The sequence below is a fragment of the Asticcacaulis sp. P2_C5 genome (genome assembly GCF_056404555.1).
The window spans coordinates 128,403-147,875 of sequence record NZ_JBFUDU010000006.1 but is presented as its reverse complement, the minus strand read 5'-3'; the positions used below and the strand labels follow the sequence as shown (position 1 = coordinate 147,875).

The following is a 19,473-nucleotide window of genomic DNA, read 5'->3' as shown; positions in this document are numbered from 1 at the left end:
TGTCAAGGCATCGAGAGGTAAATGCGGCCCATGATCCGACTGTTTATCGCTGAAACAACGCCACCTTTCTGTGAAGGGTTGGGCGTCATGCTGAACCCCGACCAGGGACGTTATCTGACCCAGGTCATGCGCCTGCGTGTCGGCGACGAGGTCGCGCTGTTCAACGGCCGTGACGGTGAATGGTTGGCGCGCCTGGCCGACATCGGCAAGAAGACCGTGCGCCTGGAATTGATCGTCCAGACTCGCCCCCAAGGCGAAGGTCAGGGGCCAATACTGGCCGTCGCCCTGGTCAAGCGTACCGCGCTCGAATATATCGTCGAAAAAGCCACGGAGCTCGGCGTAAAACATATTCAACTGCTCACAACGCGGCGCACAAATGCCGGTCATACAAATGTTGAACGTCTTGTTTCCATTGCGAAAGAGGCCGCCGAGCAGACCGAGCGCCTCGATGTGCCCACCATAGGCACGCCTGTTAAACTTGACGCCTTCCTGGCGGCCGGCGGCTTCGACACCTTGTTCTTTGGTGACGAGGACTCGACCCATGAAACTGGCGCGCGCGCAACGCTATCCATGCTCTCCGTCTTGCTCGATCTGTCCGACTATGGCGACACGGTGATCCTGATCGGACCCGAAGGCGGTTTCGACGACGGTGAACGCGCGGCGCTGCGTGGCCTGCCGAGGTGCATTCCGGTCAATCTCGGTCCGCGTATCCTGCGCGCCGACACGGCGGCGATCAGCGCGCTCACCCTTTATCAGGCGGCGCGCGGCGACTGGCGCTAACGCATTAGAAAAACTGTTTCAACAGAACTCACTTGTCAGTCCTGAGGCGGCAGCCCATATAGGCCGCGATTCAACGGATTAAGAGGGCTGGCGGCATGGCGTATAATGGTGAAGTCGAGCCTGTACGTACCTTCGATGAATTGGTCAGCTATTTTGTCGCCGGTGAAAAACCGAAGGAACGCTGGCGCATAGGCGCTGAACACGAGAAATTCGCCTTTCATATCGGCACCTTGCGCCGGCCGGCCTATGACGGCCCTGACGGTATCGAAGCCATGCTGAAAGGCTTGATGCGCTTTGGCTGGGAAGGGTCCTACGAAGGCGACAAGTTGATCGCCCTCTTGCGCAATGGGGCATCGGTCTCGCTGGAGCCGGGTGGCCAGTTCGAATTGTCGGGTGCACCGCTGGAGACCATCCACGACATCTGCGACGAGACCGGCCAGCACCTGGAAGAGGTTCGCACCGTGGCGTCCGAGCTGGGACTTGGCTTTATGGGGCTCGGTTTCGACCCACAGTGGGCGCGCGAAGAGGTCCCGGTCATGCCCAAGGGCCGCTATAAGATCATGCGATCCTACATGCCGAAAAAGGGCAATCTCGGTCTCGACATGATGCTGCGCACCTGCACGGTGCAGGCCAATCTCGACTACAGTTCCGAAGCCGATATGGTGGAAAAGTTTCGTGTCTCGCTGGCGCTGCAGCCCCTGGCAACGGCGCTGTTCGCCAATTCGCCGTTCACCGAAGGCAAGCCCAACGGTTTCCTGTCGGCGCGCGCCAATGTATGGACCGACACCGATCCAGACCGTACCGGCATGCTCGATTTCGTCTTCGAAGACGGTTTCGGCTATGAACGCTATGCCCGTTACGCCCTGGATGTGCCGATGTATTTTGTCCACCGAGACAGTTATATCGACGCGTCGGGTCAGGACTTCAAAGCCTATATGAAGGGCGAACTGGCAGCCTTCCCCGGGCATCGCCCGACCATGGACGACTGGGCGGATCACCTGACGACGCTGTTCCCCGAAGTCCGCCTGAAGAAATATCTCGAAATGCGCGGCGCCGACGCCGGCCCGTGGAGCCGCCTGTGCGCCTTGCCGGCGCTGTGGGCCGGTCTGCTGTACGATCAGACGTCGCTGGATGCCGCCTGGGACCTGGTCAAGGGCTGGAGTAACGACGATCGCCGCGCTTTCCGCTCCAAGGCCGCTATATCGGGCCTGAAGGGTGAGATCGCCGGCCGTCCGGTCAAGGATTTGGCCATGGACGTGCTGGACATCGCCAGGGATGGCCTGCGCCGCCGTGAGCGGTTGTCGGGCGGTCTGGTCGACGAAACCGGCTATTTGGGTGAACTGTTCGAGATCGCGGATAGCGGATTGACGCCGGCCGATCGTCTGCTCGAAAAATATCATGGCCCGTGGCAGGGCGATATCCGCAAGCTGTACGGCGAAGAGGCCTATTGAACCAACATCCTGCATTCCGGAATAATGGAAGTATGGGCTGTGCGCGATAACGCGGTTCAGTTTCGCGAGCTTGCCAAACTTGTAAATACCTGATCAAGTCGGCCGCAAAGGGCATCAGACCCAATCCTCTTTGCGAGATAATCTATGCTGAACCTCGTCATCGGCGCCGGAATCCTGGTCACCATTCTTACCGGAATCCCGGTCGCCCTGCAGATGCGCAACCACCCCAAGGGGCTGGTCGTCTGCTTCTTCACCGAGATGTGGGAACGCTTTTCCTATTACGGCATGCGCGGCCTGCTGCTCTATTACCTGACCAAGCAGTTCCTGTTCACCGACACGCACGCCAGTCAGCAATACGCCTCCTATGCGACTCTGATCTATCTGGTGCCGATGATCGGTGGTCTGATCGCCGACCGGTTCCTAGGGACGCGTCGCGCCGTCATCTTCGGCGGCCTGCTGCTGGTCTTCGGCCATCTTGGCATGGCGTTCGAAGGTCAACCCAACCACCAGACGCTGATCTATCAGGGCCAGACCTACGAATACGCTCTGTCGAGTGGCAAGGCCGCCACCCTGCCAAAGCTCAAGGTGGGTGACGCCTTTTATGAGGTTACACGCACGCCGGACGGTGGCCGCGCCATAGCCGGTCTGCCGCAGGGGGCGCCGCTGCCGGCCGTCCTGGCGCCGTCCAGCTTCACCGAAGGCGTCAAGAAGGTGACACCGTGGGCGGAAAAGGCTTTTTACCTGTCGATTTCGCTGATCATCATGGGCGTAGGCTTCCTGAAGCCGAACATCTCGACGATCGTTGGCCAATTGTACAAGGACCGCGATCCGCGGCGTGATTCGGGTTTCCAGCTCTACTATTTCGGCATCAATCTCGGTTCGTTCTGGGCGGCGGTCATCTGCGGTTATCTCGGTGAAACCGTCGGTTGGTGGGCTGGCTTCGGCGCCGCCGGCATAGGCATGGCGGCCGGCCTGATCGGCTTCCTCATCGGCAAGCCATGGCTGATGGGGAAGGGCGAGGCCCCCGACGCGGCAGGCCTGAAGACGAAGATCGCGTCCTTTATCACCAAAGAACACCTGATCTATCTCGGCGGTCTGCTGGGTATTCCGGTCGTCTACTTCCTGGTCCAGCGCAACGATATCGTCTTCCTGGTTTTGGCCGCGGCGACGGTGTCCATGCTCGGCTACATCGTCTACAACATGGTCAAGCGCTTTACCCGGGTCGAGAATTTCCGCATTGCCCTGGCCCTGATCCTCAGTGTGTCGTCGATCGTCTTCTTCGCGCTGGAAGAACTGGCGGGTTCGGCGCTCAGCCTGTTTGCCGACCGCAATGTCAATCTCAACCTGTCCGAGGCCGCGTCAACCTTCACTCTGTTCGGCCAGACCTTCCTGGTGGCGTCACGTGAACAACTGGCAGCCATGACGATGTTGCCGGCGAACTACGTCTGGATCGATATAGGCCTGACCGCGGCCCAGACCCAGACGATCAATACGGGCTTTATCCTCATCCTGGCGCCGATTTTCGCGGCCCTGTTCACCTTTCTGGGTCGGCGCAATGCCGATCCGGATCCGGTGAAGAAGTTCTCGGTCGCTATTGCCGCCACGGGTATCGGTTTTCTGATCCTGGTCTGGGCGTCGCCGTTCCACAATGCGCTGTTCCAGTTGCCGCTGATCTTCCTGGTGCTGAACTACCTGTTCACGACGGTGGGGGAGATGGCCTTGTCGCCGGTCGGCCTGTCGCAGCAGACCAAGCTGTCGCCGCCCTTGATTGCGTCGACCATGATGGCGCTGTGGTTTACCGGTCTGTCATGGGCGCAGTTTGTCGGGGGTATCATCACGGCCAGGGCGGCGGTTCTGACGGTGGGCGGCGAGGTGGTCGACCCGGCCGAGGCACTCCATAAGTCGCTGACCGTGTTCGGGATTATCGGCTGGACCGCGGTGGCGGTGGGTATCGGGATGTTCCTGCTGTCGTTCGCGATCAAGGGCTGGGCCGGCGGAGCGAATGACACGGGGCTTGAGGAAAGCCACTGATACTTATGGGGTTTGGGGCCTGAGGCCCCAAGTCTTTCCTTTTTCTTTCCTTTGCTCCGCCCCAAGGGGCGGGAGGCAAAGGAAAGAGGAAGTAAGGTTTGTGGGGTCGCAGACCCCACGCCCCGTACGTCTCAGAGCTCTTTCTTCACCCGCAGTATCACGAACGGCAACCCATACGACACATTGTGCTGGATCTCCTGCACCGGGCTATCCCCGCGCTGACCGCTCCACACCGTACGGTTATACTGATCCCGACGGCGGAAGGCATTTTGCACCACCACCCCGAAGGTGACGTTGCTCTTCGTCTTGTACTCGGCCCAAAAGGCAATCCAGTCCGCCGACTTGTAGCGATAATAGTCGGTGGCGTTAAACTGCTCCATATTGTTCAGGCTGTCGATTTCGATACCCCAACTCGTCCGGATCTTCGGGAAGTTCTGGCTGAAATTGATGACATAGACGTCCGGATTGACGTTCGAAATAGCTCGTTTCGCCCCGGTCACCGGGTCGGTGACGCTGGTCTTGAAACGGGTATAGTCGATCTTCAACTCCCCGCCCTTGATCTTCAGCTTGTCGAGCGGCAGCGTGAAATTGACCGTATATTCGTCGCGTGTGCCTTCACCGATATTGCCGCGGGCATTGAACACGCCATCATCGGTCACGATCGGCTTGAAATCGAGCGTATCCTCCAGTGTGGCATGCTTGTAGCCGAGGGTCACCGAACCCTTTTCCCAGAAGCTGTAATCCAGCGTAATTCCGTTCTGCCATTCCTTTTGCGGCACAACTTCGGGATTGCCGGCCTTGACCACCGACGTATCCAAAGACACCGACGACGCGAAATCATCGAAGTTCAACTGGCCGACCACACGCTCCGTCCGCCAACTAACCTTCAGCTTGTCGCGCGGCGACCACACCACCTGCAGGGTCGGCTTGGGATAGACAAACGACTTGGACCGGTTTTCCTGGATGACCGAAATGGTCGAGGTCTCGACCTTCAGGCCCGCCTCGACATTCAGCTTTTTCGTCGGCTGCCAGTTGCGGATAACGTAATACTCGTTGCGCTCTTCCTCGACCCGCACAATATCCGAAGGCACAGTCTGCGACGTGTCGTTCTGCGTATAGCTGGTCGCATTGTCACGGCTGTTGAAAGCACTTTCGGCGCCGATCTTGTAAGTCAGCTTGTCGTTTGGCTGCCAGGTCAGCTTGCTGCTGAAGATATGCTCGCTCGACAGCGACAGCGACTTGTAGACAGACGTGACAGCCTCGTCCGTAAAGACATCATTGATGCTCAATCGGTCGTGACGGCGCAGCAGATTGAGGTCCAGGGTCAGTTTGCTGGTCAGCTTGCGTTCGTACTGCAGGCCCAGTTCACTGGCGATTTCCTTCAGGTCCATATGCTCGGGCGCGGTCTTTCCGTCCTGGATATAGGCCGCGTCCATATCGTAGTCGATCGGGTTGTAATTGCCGTTGAACGACAGTTTTCCGCCCAGGAACGGGCGCGAATGGGTCAGCTTTTCCTGGTGGCCCGTTCCCCCGGCGATCTGCGGAATATAGATATAATCCGGTGTCGGATCGCTGAAATCGGGTCTGTAGATCCAGCGCTTGGTGTCATTGACGCCATTGTCATGAAAACCGAAAGCCTCGATATGGAAGTCGGTCGAGACACCGTCCTTGTTGCGGGCGTAGCTGAAGAAGCCGGCCGGCTTGTTATCGTGGGCGAAGGTCTTGTAATTGCCGCCGAAATTGATGTTAGGCTTGCCGTTCTGCTTGCGCACGACATTGACGATCTGTCTGTGGCCCATCATATCGACGCCGGGCGCGCCACCGATGATCAACTCGACATGGTCGACCTGGGCCGACGAAATCGTGTTCAGCGTGTCGGCCAGGTTATCCTTGCTGACCGGCCGCTGGCCATCGATGATGACATTGCCGGCCGCGCCGGCAAAGCCGCGGACATTGTCGCCACCATTGAATGAAAAGCCCGGAACGTGGAACACCATGTCGAGCGCCGACGACACCTGGAATTCGGTAAAATATTCAGGCTTGTAGGTGACGACGCGATTGCTGCTTTCGCTCTCCGGCGCTGCTGCAACCACAGCATCCTCGCCCAAAGGCTGGGCGCCGGCCTGGCTGGAGAAGGCTGCCGTGGATAGCAAAACAAGGGCGAGCGCGGTTGTGGCGTAGAGACGCATGGTAATCAATTCCCCGGCGGAACAGACGCTGATTGCGGCCGTCCTTGGGCTCCACGAAATAACCGGGGCGCGACATCTGACAAGTTAAATGCCTGTAACAATTTCAACCAAAAACGGCCAAAATTCGCGGCAGGCGCAAAAAATATTCTTTTTAATATCAGCATGTTACCTAAATAACCTACGGCATTTTTCGTAGGTTAACGAGCGTCCTACATTACGACGATTTAATCTGTGATCTGCATTCAGGGCGATCAACGGCGCCCTCCGAAACCGGAGGGGCCGTCATCGGGCCCTTTGCGAGGCGGCCCGAAATCGAAGACGGGCGTATGGGGTGGCGCTTCCGGATCACTCAGTCGCATCCGCTGCCAGCCCTTGTGCACGGATTTGTCATCGAAGCGGTTGGGGCCATCGGTTCCGGGTAAAATCAGAAAAAGCAGCAGAACCGCCGCGCTTACCCCGCCGAACAGCAGGATATCGAACATGTGGGGATGCACAAAGTCGGGCAGCACGTCGCGCGTGCGCGGGTTGATGTCCAGATGGTTGAGCTGGCGGGCCAGCCACCCCGGCACGATCAGCAGCGCCCAGGCGCCGGTCCAGCCGATATCGTGCAGCCGGCGCACCGTCGCAGACAGCCAGGCCGCTGCCAGCCCCAGCATGACGATCCGGCGCACGCCTGAGAACAGCCATCTCGGGAAATCTTCATGCAGCGTCGCCCCGATCGTGCCGCTCATCAGCAGGATGCTCATGACGACGTAAACGACGAAGCCGAACATCAGGAAACGCGTATAGGCGCCGCGATTCAACCGGCCCCGATAGTCGACAATTTCGAAAAATACGCCCGACATGCCTTGCCCCCTGCGATACAGACCCAAAGAGCATACCAACTCTGGGTGTATATTCGGTTTAAGGGCGCAAAATAGCCGTTACGACGTCCCGCCGACCGTCAGGCCACGAATGCGCAAGGATGGCTGGCCGATCCCGACCGGTACGGATTGGCCGCCCTTGCCGCAGGTTCCCACGCCCGGATCGAACTTGAAATCGTCGCCGATCATGTCGACCTGGCTCATCGCCGCGGGCCCGTCGCCAATCAGGGTCGCGCCCTTGACCGGCGCGCCGACCTTGCCATCCTCGATCAGATAGGCCTCGGTGCACTGGAAGACGAACTTGCCATTGGTGATATCGACCTGTCCGCCACCGAAATTGACTGCGAACAGCCCCTTTTTCGTATTGGCGATCATGTCGGCCAACTTGTCCTTGCCGTTGCGCATGAAGGTATTGGTCATGCGGGGCAGGGGCTGGTGAGCATAGGATTGGCGACGGCCGTTACCCGTTGCCGTGGCGCCCATCTGCCGCGCCGACAGGCGATCGTGCATGTAGCCGACCAGGATACCGTCGTCGATCAGCGTCGTGCATGACGTCGCTGTCCCTTCATCGTCGATATTGAGCGAGCCGCGCGCATCAGGCACCGTGCCGTCATCGACAATGGTTACGCCCCTGGCCGCCACCTGCTTGCCCATCTTGCCGGAAAAGGCGGATGTGCCCTTGCGATTGAAATCGCCTTCCAGGCCGTGACCGACCGCTTCGTGCAGCAACACGCCGGGCCAGCCTGGCCCAAGGACGATATCCATCTCGCCGGCAGGTGCGGCGACGGCGTCCAGATTGACGAGGGCCATGCGGATGGCCTCGTCGACCTGGGCCTGCCATTTTTCGGGCTGGGTAATGTCGAACCACGAAATGCGTCCACCGCCGCCCGACGATGCCGTTTCGCGATGGCCGTCTTTCTCGACCGAAACGCTGACATTCAGCCGCACCAGTGGGCGATAGTCGTGATAGACCTGACCTTCGCCGCGCAGGATGGTGATGGCGCGCTTGTCGCAGGCCAGGGACGCGGAGACCTGGACGACGCCGGCATGGGCCTGGCGGGCATAGGCGTCCATGGCCTGCAGCAGGGCGATCTTGTCGCCGAAGGCCATCTCACTGATCGGATCGTGGGCCTGATAATAGGACCGGTTGGAGCGGACCGGATTGTCCCGGCTGAGGTCGACCGAAACCGCCTTGCCCTTCTTGGCCAGCACGGCGGCTTCGGATGCCCGCATGATGGCGTCCAATGATAGCTCGGCGCTGTTGGCAAAGCCGATGGTTTCCCCGGCGACGACGCGAAAGCCGAAACCCTGGTCGGCATTATAGGCGCTGGCCTTCAGACGACCGTCATCGAACATCAACGATTCGCTTTCGCGTTTCTCGATGAAGATTTCGCCGTCGTCGGCGCCCTTCAGCGCGTCTTCCAGCGCGCCTTGCGCCGCCTGGATGTCGAAATCACCCCAATCCTGTGGCATGGCGCGCGTCATGTCGGCGGAAGAAAGGGGAGCGGCGGAAGAGGAGGGGGGCATGATGTCTCGAAGCTCGTCAGATAACAGACTACCTATGTAGGCATCAGCGTGCGGCTTGGCCATGGCAAAACGTATTTCCCGCACGCAAAAGCCGCGCCGGATGTGACAAAAGACCGCATGGCCCATCAGCGTAATGTTTGCCTTTAGGCGGCTCCGGCCTTGCTTGGCCACGTTTCTACGCAAAGACCCTTATCAAAACCGGGGAATCCTTTTTTTGCCCTTTGCAATTGGCGGCGAACGCATTATGGGAACGTTCTGATCGGGCGGTTCAGATGAACGCCGGCCATGTTTGGCTGCGCGAATCATGGGTAAATGGTGCTCGATGTCGTCTATTGGGTAAGGGTTGCGGCGCGCCGCCTGTCGGATGCGCCAACCGGCAAGATGAGGGTTTGCGAATGGGCCGAAATGGGCTTTTCCTGCGAGGGCTGACCAAAGCCGCACTTGGGGCTGTGGCGACTTTTGCGTTGAGCAGTGCTCTGGCGGTGTCGGCCTTTGCCGAAGATCTTAAGATGGGCCAGCCGACCGACGGCGCCATGGGCTGGCAGCCCGCGGCCAGCGAGTTCAAGGTCAGGGTCGAATCCTTCTATGACGGGCTCCTGTTGCCCATTATTACGCTTATCTCCCTTCTGGTCCTGGGCTTGCTGCTCTGGATCATGGTCCGCTACAACAAAAAGTCCAATCCCGTCCCGGCCAAATTTTCGCACAATACGGCGATCGAAATCATCTGGACGCTCGGACCCGTCATCATCCTGGTCTGGATCGCCGTCGTTTCTGTATCGCTGCTGAAGTTTCAGAACGACATGCCGACGCCCGATGTCGTCGTAAAGGCCACTGGAAATCAGTGGTACTGGACCTACGACTATCCTGAACTGGGGGTGACGGATATTGAATCACGTCTCCTTCCGGCTGCCGGCAAGGATCCCGAGACGGCGAAAAAGGCCGGTGTCAACTATCTGCTGTCGACCGACAATGTCCTGGTCGTTCCGGTCAACAAGGTCGTGCACGTTCAGACCACCGCCACCGACGTCATCCACGCTTTCGCCTTGCCGGCCTTCGGTATCAAGATCGACGCCGTTCCCGGCCGCCTCAACAATACCTGGTTCAAAGCCACCAAGACTGGCATCTTTTATGGCCAGTGCTCGGAACTGTGCGGTCAGGATCACGCCTATATGCCGATCGAGATCAAGGTCGTTAGCGACGCAGAATTCGACGCCTATATCATTAAGGCTGGCGGCAAGACGCGCAGCATGATCGCCGCTGAGGAAAAGGCGGCGTCCCAGGCCTCCGCCGAAGCCACTGCTGCTGCGGCCGCTTCGCAGGCCGCCGCTGAGTCCGCCTCCGCCGAAGCCCCTCCCGCCGTCGCCGCTGCACCTGCCCCAAGCGCGCCTGCTGCGGCCAAGGCCGTTGCCGCTCCCGCAGCGCCTGTCGCGCAATAATTGAGTAGAAGAGAGATATTCGACATGGCCACCGCTGCCGCCTCTCACGATCATTCGGCCCACCACGGCGACGATCACGACCACAAGCCCGGTTTCTTCGACCGCTGGGTTTTCACGACGAACCACAAGGACATCGGCACGCTCTACCTGATGTTCGCCATCATGGCGGGCCTTGTCGGCGGTTCCTTGTCGGGCTTTATCCGCTGGGAACTGGCCGCGCCCGGCCTGCAGGTTTTTGCACCGGGCTCGTTGCTCGACCATTTGGGCCTGTTCGACGTCAGCAACACTGCCAACGCCAAGCACGCCTATAATTCGTTCGTCACCGCCCACGCCGTCATCATGATTTTCTTCATGGTCATGCCGGCCATGATCGGCGGCTTCGGCAACTGGTTTGTGCCGATCATGATCGGCTCGCCGGACATGGCCTTCCCGCGCCTCAACAACATCTCGTTCTGGCTGCTCATCGCGTCGTGGATACTGCTGTGCACCTCGGTTTTCACCCAGTCCGGACCCGGTGATGGGCAACACGGCTTTGCTGGCGGCTGGACCATGTATCCGCCCATGTCCAGCCACGCCGGTTCGCCCGGCCAGGCCATGGACCTGGTTATCCTCAGCCTGCACCTGGCGGGTGCCTCGTCGATCCTGGGCGCCATCAACTTCATCACGACCATCTTCAACATGCGCGCCCCGGGCATGACCCTGCACCGCATGCCGCTGTTTGCCTGGTCCGTTCTGGTCACCGCCTTCCTGCTGCTGCTGTCCCTGCCGGTACTGGCGGGCGCCATCACCATGCTGCTGACTGACCGCAACTTCGGCACCGCCTTCTTCGATCCGAACGGTGGCGGCGATCCGATCATGTTCCAGCACCTGTTCTGGTTCTTTGGTCACCCGGAAGTCTACATCCTGATCCTGCCGGGCTTTGGCATCATCTCCCACATCGTTTCGACCTTCTCGAAGAAGCCGATCTTCGGTTATCTGGCCATGGCCTACGCCATGGTGGCCATCGGCGTCGTCGGCTTCGTCGTGTGGGCGCACCACATGTACACGGTCGGCATGAACTTCGATCTGCGCCTCTACTTCCTGCTGGCGACGATGGTTATCGCCGTGCCGACAGGTATTAAGGTGTTCTCGTGGATCGCCACCATGTGGGGCGGCTCGATCAGCTTCAGCGTTCCGATGCAATGGGCGATCGGCTTCATCTTCCTGTTCACCGTCGGCGGTGTCACCGGCGTGGTCCTGGCCAATGCAACGATCGATTACAGCCTTCAAGACACCTATTACGTCGTGGCACACTTCCACTACGTGTTGTCTCTGGGCGCCGTGTTCTCGATCTTCGCCGGTTATTACTACTGGTTCGAGAAGATGTACGGCATCAAGTACAACAAGTGGTTGGGATCTGCGCATTTCTGGATCATGTTCGTCGGCGTCAACCTGATCTTCTTCCCGCAGCACTTTCTGGGCCAGCAGGGCATGCCGCGCCGCATAGTCGACTATCCTGTCGGTTTCGAATTCTGGAACAAGATCTCGTCGATCGGCTATGCCATTACCGCAATCGGTGTCCTGGTGTTCCTTGTCATGATTGTCGAAGCCTTCATCGTCCGCCGCAAGGGCGAGGCCAATCCGTGGGGCGAAGGTGCCACTACCCTGGAATGGACCCTGTCTTCGCCGCCGCCCTACCACCAGTTCTCGGAACTCCCCGAGATCCGCGACGAAGAAGAAGAGCACCACTAAGCTCTGACTCCAGTTTAAAATCCCGGGGGGTGAAGTTCGCTTCGCCCCCCGTTCGTTATGAAGGCGCCTATGCAGCCCAAAAAGTCCAAATTGACGCCAACGCCGCCGACACGCGAAGAAATCGACGCCAGCGTGAAGGCAGCCTACGCTTCGAAAGCGATGCGTGGTACGCCGGGCGACTATTTCCAGCTGCTCAAACCACGCGTTATGTCGCTGGTCGTTTTCACCGCTCTGACCGGACTTGTGATTTCGGATCCGTGGGGCGGCAAGCATCTGTCGCTGTTCCTTTCCGCCATTGCCATCCTGTGCATAGCGCTCGGCGCTGGTGCCGCCGGTGCGCTTAACATGGCGCTGGAAGGCGAAACCGATGCCTTGATGCGCCGTACGCGCCTTCGTCCGGTGGCGGCAGGCCGGATTACAAAAACCGACGCCCTGGCTTTCGGCGGCGTCCTGGCCTTCCTGTCGGTCTTCATGATGTGGCTGGCTTTCCCTGACGGGCTGGCGGCTGGGTTGTTGGCCCTGACCATCGCCTATTATGTCGTCTTCTATACCATGATCCTGAAGCGCCGGACGCCGCAGAACATCGTCATCGGCGGCGCGGCCGGCGCCTTTCCCCCGGTCATTGGCTGGGCGGCGGCAACCGGCCACGCGCCGCTCGAAGCCTGGATATTGTTCGCCATCATCTTCCTGTGGACGCCGCCGCATTCGTGGGCCCTGGCGCTATACACGACCGAAGACTATGCCAATGCCGGCATTCCGATGATGCCAGTGGTCAAGGGCGCCAAGTCGACCCGCCTGCAGATACTGATCTACAGCCTGGTCATGGCCCCGGTCGCCTGCCTGCCCATCGCCACCGGTACAGGCGGCCCTGTCTATGCCGCCGTGTCCGTTCTGGGAGGAGCGACCTTTATCTATTTCGCCGTGCGCGTCTTTCTGTCGCGGGCCGGCGACCATCCGGAAGGTGGCGAGCAAGGGCTTTACGATGTTAAGAAGGAAGCGCTTGCGGCGCGTAACCTGTTCGCTTTTTCGATTCTCTATCTGACGACGCTGTTCGCCACCCTTCTGGTCGAACACGCCCTTAAGGCTTGGCTGTCATGACCGAACTCCCCACCGCCGCCGACAAGGCTGCCTATCTGAAGGCGCAGAAGCAGCGCAACATGTATATCGGCCTGGGTCTGGCCGCTTTCGTAATCCTGGTCTTCTTCGTCTCGATGTCACGTATGGCGGAGAACACACGGCATGAAGCCCAAAAGGCTGCTGCGGCCGTGTCGGCGAGCGCCAGCCACTAGGCATGGCTCTGAACCGCAACACACGCACAGTTTTGTGGCTGGTTGCCACTGTGGCCGTCATGTGCGGCCTGGTCGCCGTCAGCGTACCCCTGTACCGCGCCTTTTGTTCGGCCACCGGCATCGGCGGCGCGACACGGCGTGCGGACAAGGCGCCGCTGCAAGCCAGCAGCCAGATCGTCCGCGTGCATTTCGACACCAACACCAATGGCGTCAACTGGTTGTTCAAGCCGGAAAAACCGCATCTCGATACGCGAGTCGGCAAGACGGCCATGATGTATTTCACGGTGACCAATCGTTCGAACCAGGCCGTGACCGGTCGGGCCGCATTCAACGTCCTGCCGGACACTATGGGGCCCTATTTCCGCAAGCTGCAATGCTTCTGCTTCACCGACCAGACCCTGGCCGCGGGAGAATCGAAGACCTTCCCCATGGTCTATTTTCTCGACCCGGAGATGCTGAAGAACGGTGATACGGAAAATATCCAGGATGTGACGCTTTCCTATACCTTTTTCGAGACAAAAAAGGTGCAGAACTAAGGCAAAACGGCTAAGGCCGTACATTGTGTTTAAAAAAGAATTGGCCTAAACGGAGACATCCGGCCCAGGCCAGAACGGTTTAAAACGTACCACTGCGTGGTACTTACAAGGTGAGTTGAACGAGAATGGCCCATCACGGCGTCAAACACGACTATCACATCATCAATCCCAGTCCCTGGCCGCTGCTCGGCTCGATCTCGGCGGTATGCTGGGGCTTGGGCCTTGTCATGGGGCTGCGCGGCCTGTTCGGCGTGCCCAAGGGCGAATGGTGGCTGTTTGCCGTCGGCATGACCGGTATCCTGTTGACCATGATTTTCTGGTGGCGTGATGTCATCAAGGAAAGCAAGGCAGGTGACCACACCCCGGTCGTCCAGATCGGCCTGCGCTATGGCATGATCATGTTCATCGCGTCCGAAGTCATGTTCTTCGTTGCCTGGTTCTGGATGTTCTTCGAAATGGCCCTGTTCCATGGCCACCGCTCCGGCGCCGCCTGCGGCATTCAGGAAGTCTGTTCGGCCTGGTCGACCTGGCCTCCCAAGGGCGTCGAAACCCTCGATCCGTGGCAGTTGCCACTGGTCAATACGCTGCTGCTGCTGACCTCCGGCACGACCGTGACCTGGGCGCACCATGCGCTGGCGCAAGGCGATCGCAACGGCACCAAGTGGGGCCTAGTCCTGACCATCATTCTGGGCGCGCTGTTTACCGCGGTCCAGGGGATCGAATACACCCACATCATCTCGCACCATGAATTCTTCGGCAATGCCGACGGTACCATCAATGGTGAAGCCGCCAATTCGGTGCTCTACGGCTCGACCTTCTTCATGGCAACGGGCTTCCACGGCGCCCACGTCCTGATCGGGACCCTGTTCCTGATTGTCTGCCTGATCCGCTTGCTGGGTGGCGATTTCACACCGCAAAAGCACTTCGGTTTCGAAGCCGCCGCCTGGTACTGGCATTTCGTTGACGTGGTCTGGCTTTTCCTGTTCGCCTTTGTTTACGTCATCTTCGGCGGCACACATTGACGACGCGTATCCCGGTCGACTTCACCGCGGCGGCGCTTGGGCGCTGTCCGGTATGCCGCAAGGGCGGACTATTCAAAAGCTATCTCAAGGTGGCGGACGCCTGTAAGGCGTGCGGCACGAATTTCAAGGCGGCGGATACCGGTGACGGTCCCGTCGTCTTTGTCATTCTGCTTGCCGGTTTCGTCGCCTGCGGCGGCGTAATGGTCAGCCTTCTGGCCTGGAACTGGCCGGTTCCGCTGATGCTTGCGGTTTGGCTGCCGGTGGCGGGTTTGGTCAGCCTGATACTGATGCCCGTGCTCAAGGGGCTGATGGTGGCTTCGCAACTGCGCCACAAGGTGCGCGACTGATATGTCGGTTATGGATTTCATCAAGGCGGCGCCGCGCGGCCTGTCGATCACGGTCCTGATTGCCTTTGCATTGCTCAACGGACTGGGTATCTGGCAAATTCAGCGCCTGCACTGGAAAGAAGACCTGATCGCCGAAATGGCGCGCACTCAGGCCTTGCCGCCAGTTCCGGTTACGGAACTGATCGGACATCCCAAACCCGATTGGCGCTCAGCCGTCCTGCCTTCGTGCCCGTTCGATAGCGGTCGTATCCTTTACATGCACAGTCAGGCTGACGGTCAGCTGGGATATCGCGCGCTGACGGCCTGTCCGGCGGGCAATGGCAAGCTGTTGATCGATCTCGGTTTTGTCGCCCAGGACGTCAAGCTCGACCTCGGCGACCGCCTGCCGCATGTCCTCAACCTGGTCGGCCGGCTGCGCCCGCTGGACAAGGCCGGTCTCGTGACACCGCCCAACAGCCCTTCCGCCAACGACTGGTATTGGCGCTCGCCGGCCGAAATGGGTGCCTGGCTGAAAACGCCGGTGCGCGGCGACTACTTTTTGGTCGCCGATCTCGCGGCCTCGCATATCGCCGTCGACGGCCTGCAGCAGGGACAATTGACCGCGCCCCTGGTCAATCGCCATTTCGAATATGCCCTGACCTGGTTTGGCTTGGCCTGGGCGCTTATTGGCGTCTTTATCGGCGTTGTGGTGCAGAGGATGCGCAAGGCGTGAAGCAGTCACCGATTCTGGCCGGTCAGACCCTCTACCGTTTCGACAATGGCCTGCGCCTGCTGGTCGATCCCATGCCCGGCCTGAAGACCTTTGCCTGCTCGGCCCTGATCTATGGCGGCGCGCGCTTCGAAACCGAGACTCAGTCAGGCTGGGCGCATCTGCTGGAACATATGGTGTTCAAGGGAGCTGGCGGTCGTGATGCCCGCGCCCTGGCCGAGGCGATCGAGCACAAGGGCGGCACCATCAACGCCTCGACCGGCTACGAACACACGCGTTTCGAAGTCCGCGGCCTGACCTCGCTGATGCCGCTGGCGCTCGAGATCGTCACCGACCTGATGTTTCGTTCGACCCTCGACGCGGCTGAACTGAAGCGCGAGAAAAAGGTTATCGAGCAGGAGATTCTCGAAGCCTACGACGCGCCCGATGACTATGTCTTCGACCTGCTGCAAGGTGCCATGTTTGAAGGCCAGGCCCTGGGGCGGCCCATTCTGGGCAGCAAGGCCAGCCTGAAACCGGTTGAGCCCAAGGCTTTACGCGCCTTTGCCGAGACCCTGTATGCCCCCCACCGTATCGTGATCTGCGTATCCGGCGGCGTAACCCCCGAAGAGGTCTATGCCGCTGCTCGGTCCTATATCGACTCGGTTGACGCCCATGCTGGTTTTGGCGCAACCGAACAGTTGCGCTTTACCGGCCGCCATGCCGCCCACAAACGCAAGATCGAACAGGGCAACCTGACCCTGGGGTTCAACGCCGTGGGCCGGCTCGATCCCGACATCATTCCGCTGCGCCTCTTCGGAGAAATCCTTGGCGGCGGCATGGCGTCACGTCTGTTCCAGGAAGCACGCGAGGCGAGGGGCCTGGCCTACGCCATCGACGCCTATACCACGCCATATCGCGATGGTGGGATATTCGGCATCTATGCCGGGTGTGCCCCCAAGGATGTCCTGCCGCTGATCGACCTGATCCGGACGGTTATGGCCGATTTGGCTACCGACCCCAAACCGCAGGAACTGGAGCGCGCCAAGGCCCAGTTCACCACCTCGCTATTCCTGAATTTCGAAGGGGCGGCTTCGCGCGCCGGCGCCTTTGCCAGCCAGTTGTCGACTTTCGACAAAGTTTTCACGCTGGACGAGGTGGCGGCGGACATCGACCAGGTCAGCCGTGACGATCTGGTACGTGTCGGCGGCGCGATCGCTACCCAAACAGAATTCGCCAGCGCCCTGCTGGGACCCAAGGCCGTAGCTCTCCCTTATTCCAAGCTACAATGATGCTTCGCCATTGCAGCTTGAGCTGCAATAAATGCAACCGTTTGCAGCAGCTTAAATAACAGGGTTCCCTTGTATTTCCTGCCTTTTCTTAGCCGAAAACTAACCTCTTATGGTTAAGATTGGCGTGGAATTGGGCTGTAAATGCGTGGGGCGATGTCGGACATCAATCTCTTCGGCTGGAAAATGGGCGGACCGTCGGGCCGATCGGGTCACGAACTCCTGAGCAATGCCGACTCAAGAGCTCAGCCACGCATGTCGCTTGACAGCCGCCACACCCAAATGGAGGCGTTGGACGGCGCCGATACCCTGCTGTGGTCCTATGACCTCAGTCAGCGCCTGTTCGAATTCAAGGGCGATCTCAAACATCTGGGCCTTCCGCCCTTGTGGGGCCGGGCGTTTCTCGACGACCTCGACCCAGCCTTCGAGGCTGGAGAAGTCGATCGCCTCGACACGGTTTTCAGAACGCTCGATGTCCGCAGTGCCGGCCCGGCCGATGGCCATATTCACTGCTTGTTGCGCCTGAAGGATCATCGCCTGGTCTATATGAAGGGGCGTCGCGTTTCAAAGACCCAGGTCCTGGGTATAGTCACCGACCTCAGCCGCGATATCGGCCTGCATGGCGGCACACGGCTGTCCGAGGTCCAGGTGGGCGACGGCCTGCCGCTGCAGGACATCCATACCGATCCACTGACCGGCCTGTTAAATCGCCAGGGCTTTATTCACGCGGCGCGTCAACTGTTGACCACGCCGGGCGACTACGATCTGGTCGTCGGTGACCTCAATCGTTTCCGGCGGTTGAACGAGGCCCTGGGCCACGAACGTGCCGACATCGTCCTCGAACTGCTGACCCTGCGCCTGCGCGATGCCTTCCCGGACAATGCCCTTCTGGCGCGTCTTGGCGAAGACGAATTCGCCGTCCTGACGCTTCGCGGATTTCCGCGCGTGTCCGAGCGCATGCGCAACGCTTTGGAACGTCCGATCAATGTTGCCGGATTCGATATTCAGCCAACATTTTCCATGGGCGCCGTGGCGGTCGAAGGTGGCGAGCACGCGCTTGAATCCGCCGAACTGCTGCGGCGCGCCGAAATGGCGGTCGAAGCGGCCCAATCCAAGGGCGCCGGTGGCGTCGCTTCCTACAAGCGCGACCTCGAAAGCGACGGCCTGACGCGCCTGGCTTTGGAAGGCGAACTGCGCAAGGCCTTTATCAGCGGTGAGATCCAGGCCTGGTACCAGCCGATCGTCAATCTTGATTCCGGCCGCATTACCGGCTTCGAAGCCCTGGCGCGCTGGGTGCATCCCAAGCGCGGCATCATCCCGCCCGATCATTTCCTGGGCGCCGCCCGCGATCTGGGTATGATGATCGACCTTGGCACCATCATCATGAACGCCACGGTCAAGGTGCTCAGTCGCTGGAAGCAGGCCTACGCCTTGCCGGAAGGTTTCTTCATCAGCGTCAACCTGTCGGCGCCGGAAATCGAACGGCTGCATCTCATCGAAGACGTTTCGCGCCTGATCCGCGACGCCGGCCTGCCGCCGAAATGCCTCAAGCTGGAAGTGACCGAGAGCGACGTCATGCGTGACCCGCAGGCGTCTGCCCGTGTTTTGGAGGCCTTGCGCGACGCCGGCGCTGGTATCGCGCTGGATGATTTCGGCACAGGCTTCTCGTCGCTCAGCTATCTCGCCAAGCTGCCGTTCGATACGCTCAAGATCGACCGGTCGTTCGTCGCCACCATGAAGACCGAGCCATCGTCCGAAAAGATCGTCCGCTCAATATTGACTCTCGGCCGCGACTTCGGCCTCGACGTGGTGGCGGAAGGCGTTGAGGACATGGATCTGGCCGATCGCCTGGCCAAACTGGGTTGCCAGATGGGGCAGGGCTGGGGCTTTGCCAAGGCCCTGAAAGCCACCGAGGCTGAAGCTTTTCTGGTTCAGTCCCTGGGCGTCAAGCCTGATGCCTTGAGCGCCTAAATCTTATCCGCAGATTACGCAGATTTCACCTTTCCCTTCCTTGCGAAGAGATTGCTAATTGGGGGAGGTGGCAGCGCAAGCCCCGCCGAAAAACGCAGCTTGAGGCAACTGGCGCGTCGCTGACAGAGGGGTTATTCTATCATAAGTTCAATATATTCAGTCGCTTACGACAAAGCTGGAAGTGTCTGGTAACAATTTTTGCGGTGCCGCCTTTTCTATGCTTAAGGCCTTGTCAGCGGCCCGAAAGGGTTCACGAAACGGACCACCTCCACGGCTCTCTCTTCGAACACACCTTCCCAATTCCAGGTGCTTTCACGTAACTC

The 19,473-nt window shown here is 59.7% G+C and carries 16 protein-coding genes; 13 read left to right on the top strand and 3 right to left on the bottom strand.

Features of this window, described 5'->3' with window-relative positions:
* The first annotated feature begins 30 nt into the window (after window positions 1-30).
* The 3 genes from AC1DXO_RS12290 (at window position 31) to AC1DXO_RS12280 (ending at window position 4,262) form a co-directional block, all read left to right on the top strand.
* The gene (locus AC1DXO_RS12290; RefSeq protein ID WP_476978441.1) at window positions 31-780 is read left to right on the top strand and encodes a 16S rRNA (uracil(1498)-N(3))-methyltransferase; all 750 of its coding nucleotides are present in this window, start codon (window positions 31-33) and stop codon (window positions 778-780) included.
* Between the two features lie 95 nt (window positions 781-875).
* Window positions 876-2,231 carry a glutamate--cysteine ligase gene (locus tag AC1DXO_RS12285; protein ID WP_476978440.1) on the top strand — a complete coding sequence of 452 codons (1,356 nt, stop codon included), beginning with the start codon at window positions 876-878 and terminating at the stop codon, window positions 2,229-2,231.
* Between the two features lie 144 nt (window positions 2,232-2,375).
* A complete protein-coding gene (locus AC1DXO_RS12280) occupies window positions 2,376-4,262 on the top strand; it encodes a peptide MFS transporter (protein WP_476978439.1) in 1,887 nt (628 codons plus the stop codon).
* A 131-nt stretch (window positions 4,263-4,393) separates the two neighbouring features.
* On the opposite strand, the gene AC1DXO_RS12275 is transcribed toward AC1DXO_RS12280, so the two are convergent.
* The 3 genes from AC1DXO_RS12275 to tldD all read right to left on the bottom strand — a co-directional run bounded on the left by AC1DXO_RS12275 (window position 4,394) and on the right by tldD (window position 8,799).
* Window positions 4,394-6,451 (bottom strand): TonB-dependent receptor plug domain-containing protein, encoded by a 2,058-nt coding sequence (locus AC1DXO_RS12275; RefSeq protein ID WP_476978438.1) that lies wholly within the window; start codon window positions 6,449-6,451, stop codon window positions 4,394-4,396.
* 251 nt (window positions 6,452-6,702) lie between these two features.
* On the bottom strand, window positions 6,703-7,296 hold the full coding sequence (locus AC1DXO_RS12270) for a DUF805 domain-containing protein (protein ID WP_476978437.1): 594 nt from the start codon (window positions 7,294-7,296) through the stop codon (window positions 6,703-6,705).
* Between the two features lie 78 nt (window positions 7,297-7,374).
* Window positions 7,375-8,799: a metalloprotease TldD gene (tldD, locus tag AC1DXO_RS12265; protein WP_476978645.1), complete on the bottom strand. Its 1,425-nt coding sequence runs from the start codon at window positions 8,797-8,799 to the stop codon at window positions 7,375-7,377.
* 437 nt (window positions 8,800-9,236) lie between these two features.
* On the opposite strand from tldD, the gene coxB reads away from it, so the two are divergent.
* The 10 genes from coxB to AC1DXO_RS12215 all read left to right on the top strand — a co-directional run bounded on the left by coxB (window position 9,237) and on the right by AC1DXO_RS12215 (window position 19,150).
* A complete protein-coding gene (coxB, locus tag AC1DXO_RS12260) occupies window positions 9,237-10,277 on the top strand; it encodes a cytochrome c oxidase subunit II (RefSeq protein ID WP_476978436.1) in 1,041 nt (346 codons plus the stop codon).
* Window positions 10,278-10,301: 24 nt separating this feature from the next.
* Window positions 10,302-12,008, top strand: a complete 1,707-nt coding sequence (ctaD, locus tag AC1DXO_RS12255; RefSeq protein WP_476978435.1) for a cytochrome c oxidase subunit I — start codon at window positions 10,302-10,304, stop codon at window positions 12,006-12,008.
* 69 nt (window positions 12,009-12,077) lie between these two features.
* Window positions 12,078-13,106 (top strand): heme o synthase, encoded by a 1,029-nt coding sequence (locus AC1DXO_RS12250; protein WP_476978434.1) that lies wholly within the window; start codon window positions 12,078-12,080, stop codon window positions 13,104-13,106.
* Entirely contained in the window at window positions 13,103-13,297 is a 195-nt protein-coding gene (locus tag AC1DXO_RS12245) for a hypothetical protein (RefSeq protein WP_476978433.1), read from the top strand. The genes AC1DXO_RS12250 and AC1DXO_RS12245 overlap by 4 nt, the downstream gene beginning before the upstream one ends.
* A gap of 2 nt (window positions 13,298-13,299) precedes the next feature.
* On the top strand, window positions 13,300-13,833 hold the full coding sequence (locus AC1DXO_RS12240) for a cytochrome c oxidase assembly protein (RefSeq protein ID WP_476978432.1): 534 nt from the start codon (window positions 13,300-13,302) through the stop codon (window positions 13,831-13,833).
* 125 nt (window positions 13,834-13,958) lie between these two features.
* Window positions 13,959-14,855 (top strand): cytochrome c oxidase subunit 3, encoded by an 897-nt coding sequence (locus AC1DXO_RS12235; protein WP_476978431.1) that lies wholly within the window; start codon window positions 13,959-13,961, stop codon window positions 14,853-14,855.
* Entirely contained in the window at window positions 14,852-15,202 is a 351-nt protein-coding gene (locus tag AC1DXO_RS12230; protein WP_476978430.1) for a DUF983 domain-containing protein, read from the top strand. Before AC1DXO_RS12235 ends, AC1DXO_RS12230 begins: the two co-directional genes overlap by 4 nt.
* Window position 15,203: 1 nt before the next feature.
* Window positions 15,204-15,914, top strand: coding sequence for an SURF1 family protein (locus tag AC1DXO_RS12225; RefSeq protein WP_476978429.1), 711 nt, complete (start codon window positions 15,204-15,206; stop codon window positions 15,912-15,914).
* Window positions 15,911-17,182, top strand: a complete 1,272-nt coding sequence (locus tag AC1DXO_RS12220; RefSeq protein WP_476978428.1) for a M16 family metallopeptidase — start codon at window positions 15,911-15,913, stop codon at window positions 17,180-17,182. The genes AC1DXO_RS12225 and AC1DXO_RS12220 overlap by 4 nt, the downstream gene beginning before the upstream one ends.
* 153 nt (window positions 17,183-17,335) lie before the next feature.
* A complete protein-coding gene (locus AC1DXO_RS12215; protein WP_476978427.1) occupies window positions 17,336-19,150 on the top strand; it encodes a putative bifunctional diguanylate cyclase/phosphodiesterase in 1,815 nt (604 codons plus the stop codon).
* Window positions 19,151-19,473: the final 323 nt, after the last annotated feature.

Coding starts and splice junctions, on each gene's coding strand:
- AC1DXO_RS12225 (WP_476978429.1), top strand. CDS start 15,204: ATGTCGGTTATGGATTTCATCAAGGCGGCGCCGCGCGGCCTGTCGATC.
- AC1DXO_RS12245 (WP_476978433.1), top strand. CDS start 13,103: ATGACCGAACTCCCCACCGCCGCCGACAAGGCTGCCTATCTGAAGGCG.
- tldD (WP_476978645.1), bottom strand. CDS start 8,799: ATGACGCGCGCCATGCCACAGGATTGGGGTGATTTCGACATCCAGGCG.
- AC1DXO_RS12235 (WP_476978431.1), top strand. CDS start 13,959: ATGGCCCATCACGGCGTCAAACACGACTATCACATCATCAATCCCAGT.
- AC1DXO_RS12240 (WP_476978432.1), top strand. CDS start 13,300: ATGGCTCTGAACCGCAACACACGCACAGTTTTGTGGCTGGTTGCCACT.
- AC1DXO_RS12250 (WP_476978434.1), top strand. CDS start 12,078: ATGCAGCCCAAAAAGTCCAAATTGACGCCAACGCCGCCGACACGCGAA.
- AC1DXO_RS12280 (WP_476978439.1), top strand. CDS start 2,376: ATGCTGAACCTCGTCATCGGCGCCGGAATCCTGGTCACCATTCTTACC.
- ctaD (WP_476978435.1), top strand. CDS start 10,302: ATGGCCACCGCTGCCGCCTCTCACGATCATTCGGCCCACCACGGCGAC.
- AC1DXO_RS12270 (WP_476978437.1), bottom strand. CDS start 7,296: ATGTCGGGCGTATTTTTCGAAATTGTCGACTATCGGGGCCGGTTGAAT.
- AC1DXO_RS12275 (WP_476978438.1), bottom strand. CDS start 6,451: ATGCGTCTCTACGCCACAACCGCGCTCGCCCTTGTTTTGCTATCCACG.
- AC1DXO_RS12290 (WP_476978441.1), top strand. CDS start 31: ATGATCCGACTGTTTATCGCTGAAACAACGCCACCTTTCTGTGAAGGG.
- coxB (WP_476978436.1), top strand. CDS start 9,237: ATGGGCCGAAATGGGCTTTTCCTGCGAGGGCTGACCAAAGCCGCACTT.
- AC1DXO_RS12215 (WP_476978427.1), top strand. CDS start 17,336: ATGTCGGACATCAATCTCTTCGGCTGGAAAATGGGCGGACCGTCGGGC.
- AC1DXO_RS12285 (WP_476978440.1), top strand. CDS start 876: ATGGCGTATAATGGTGAAGTCGAGCCTGTACGTACCTTCGATGAATTG.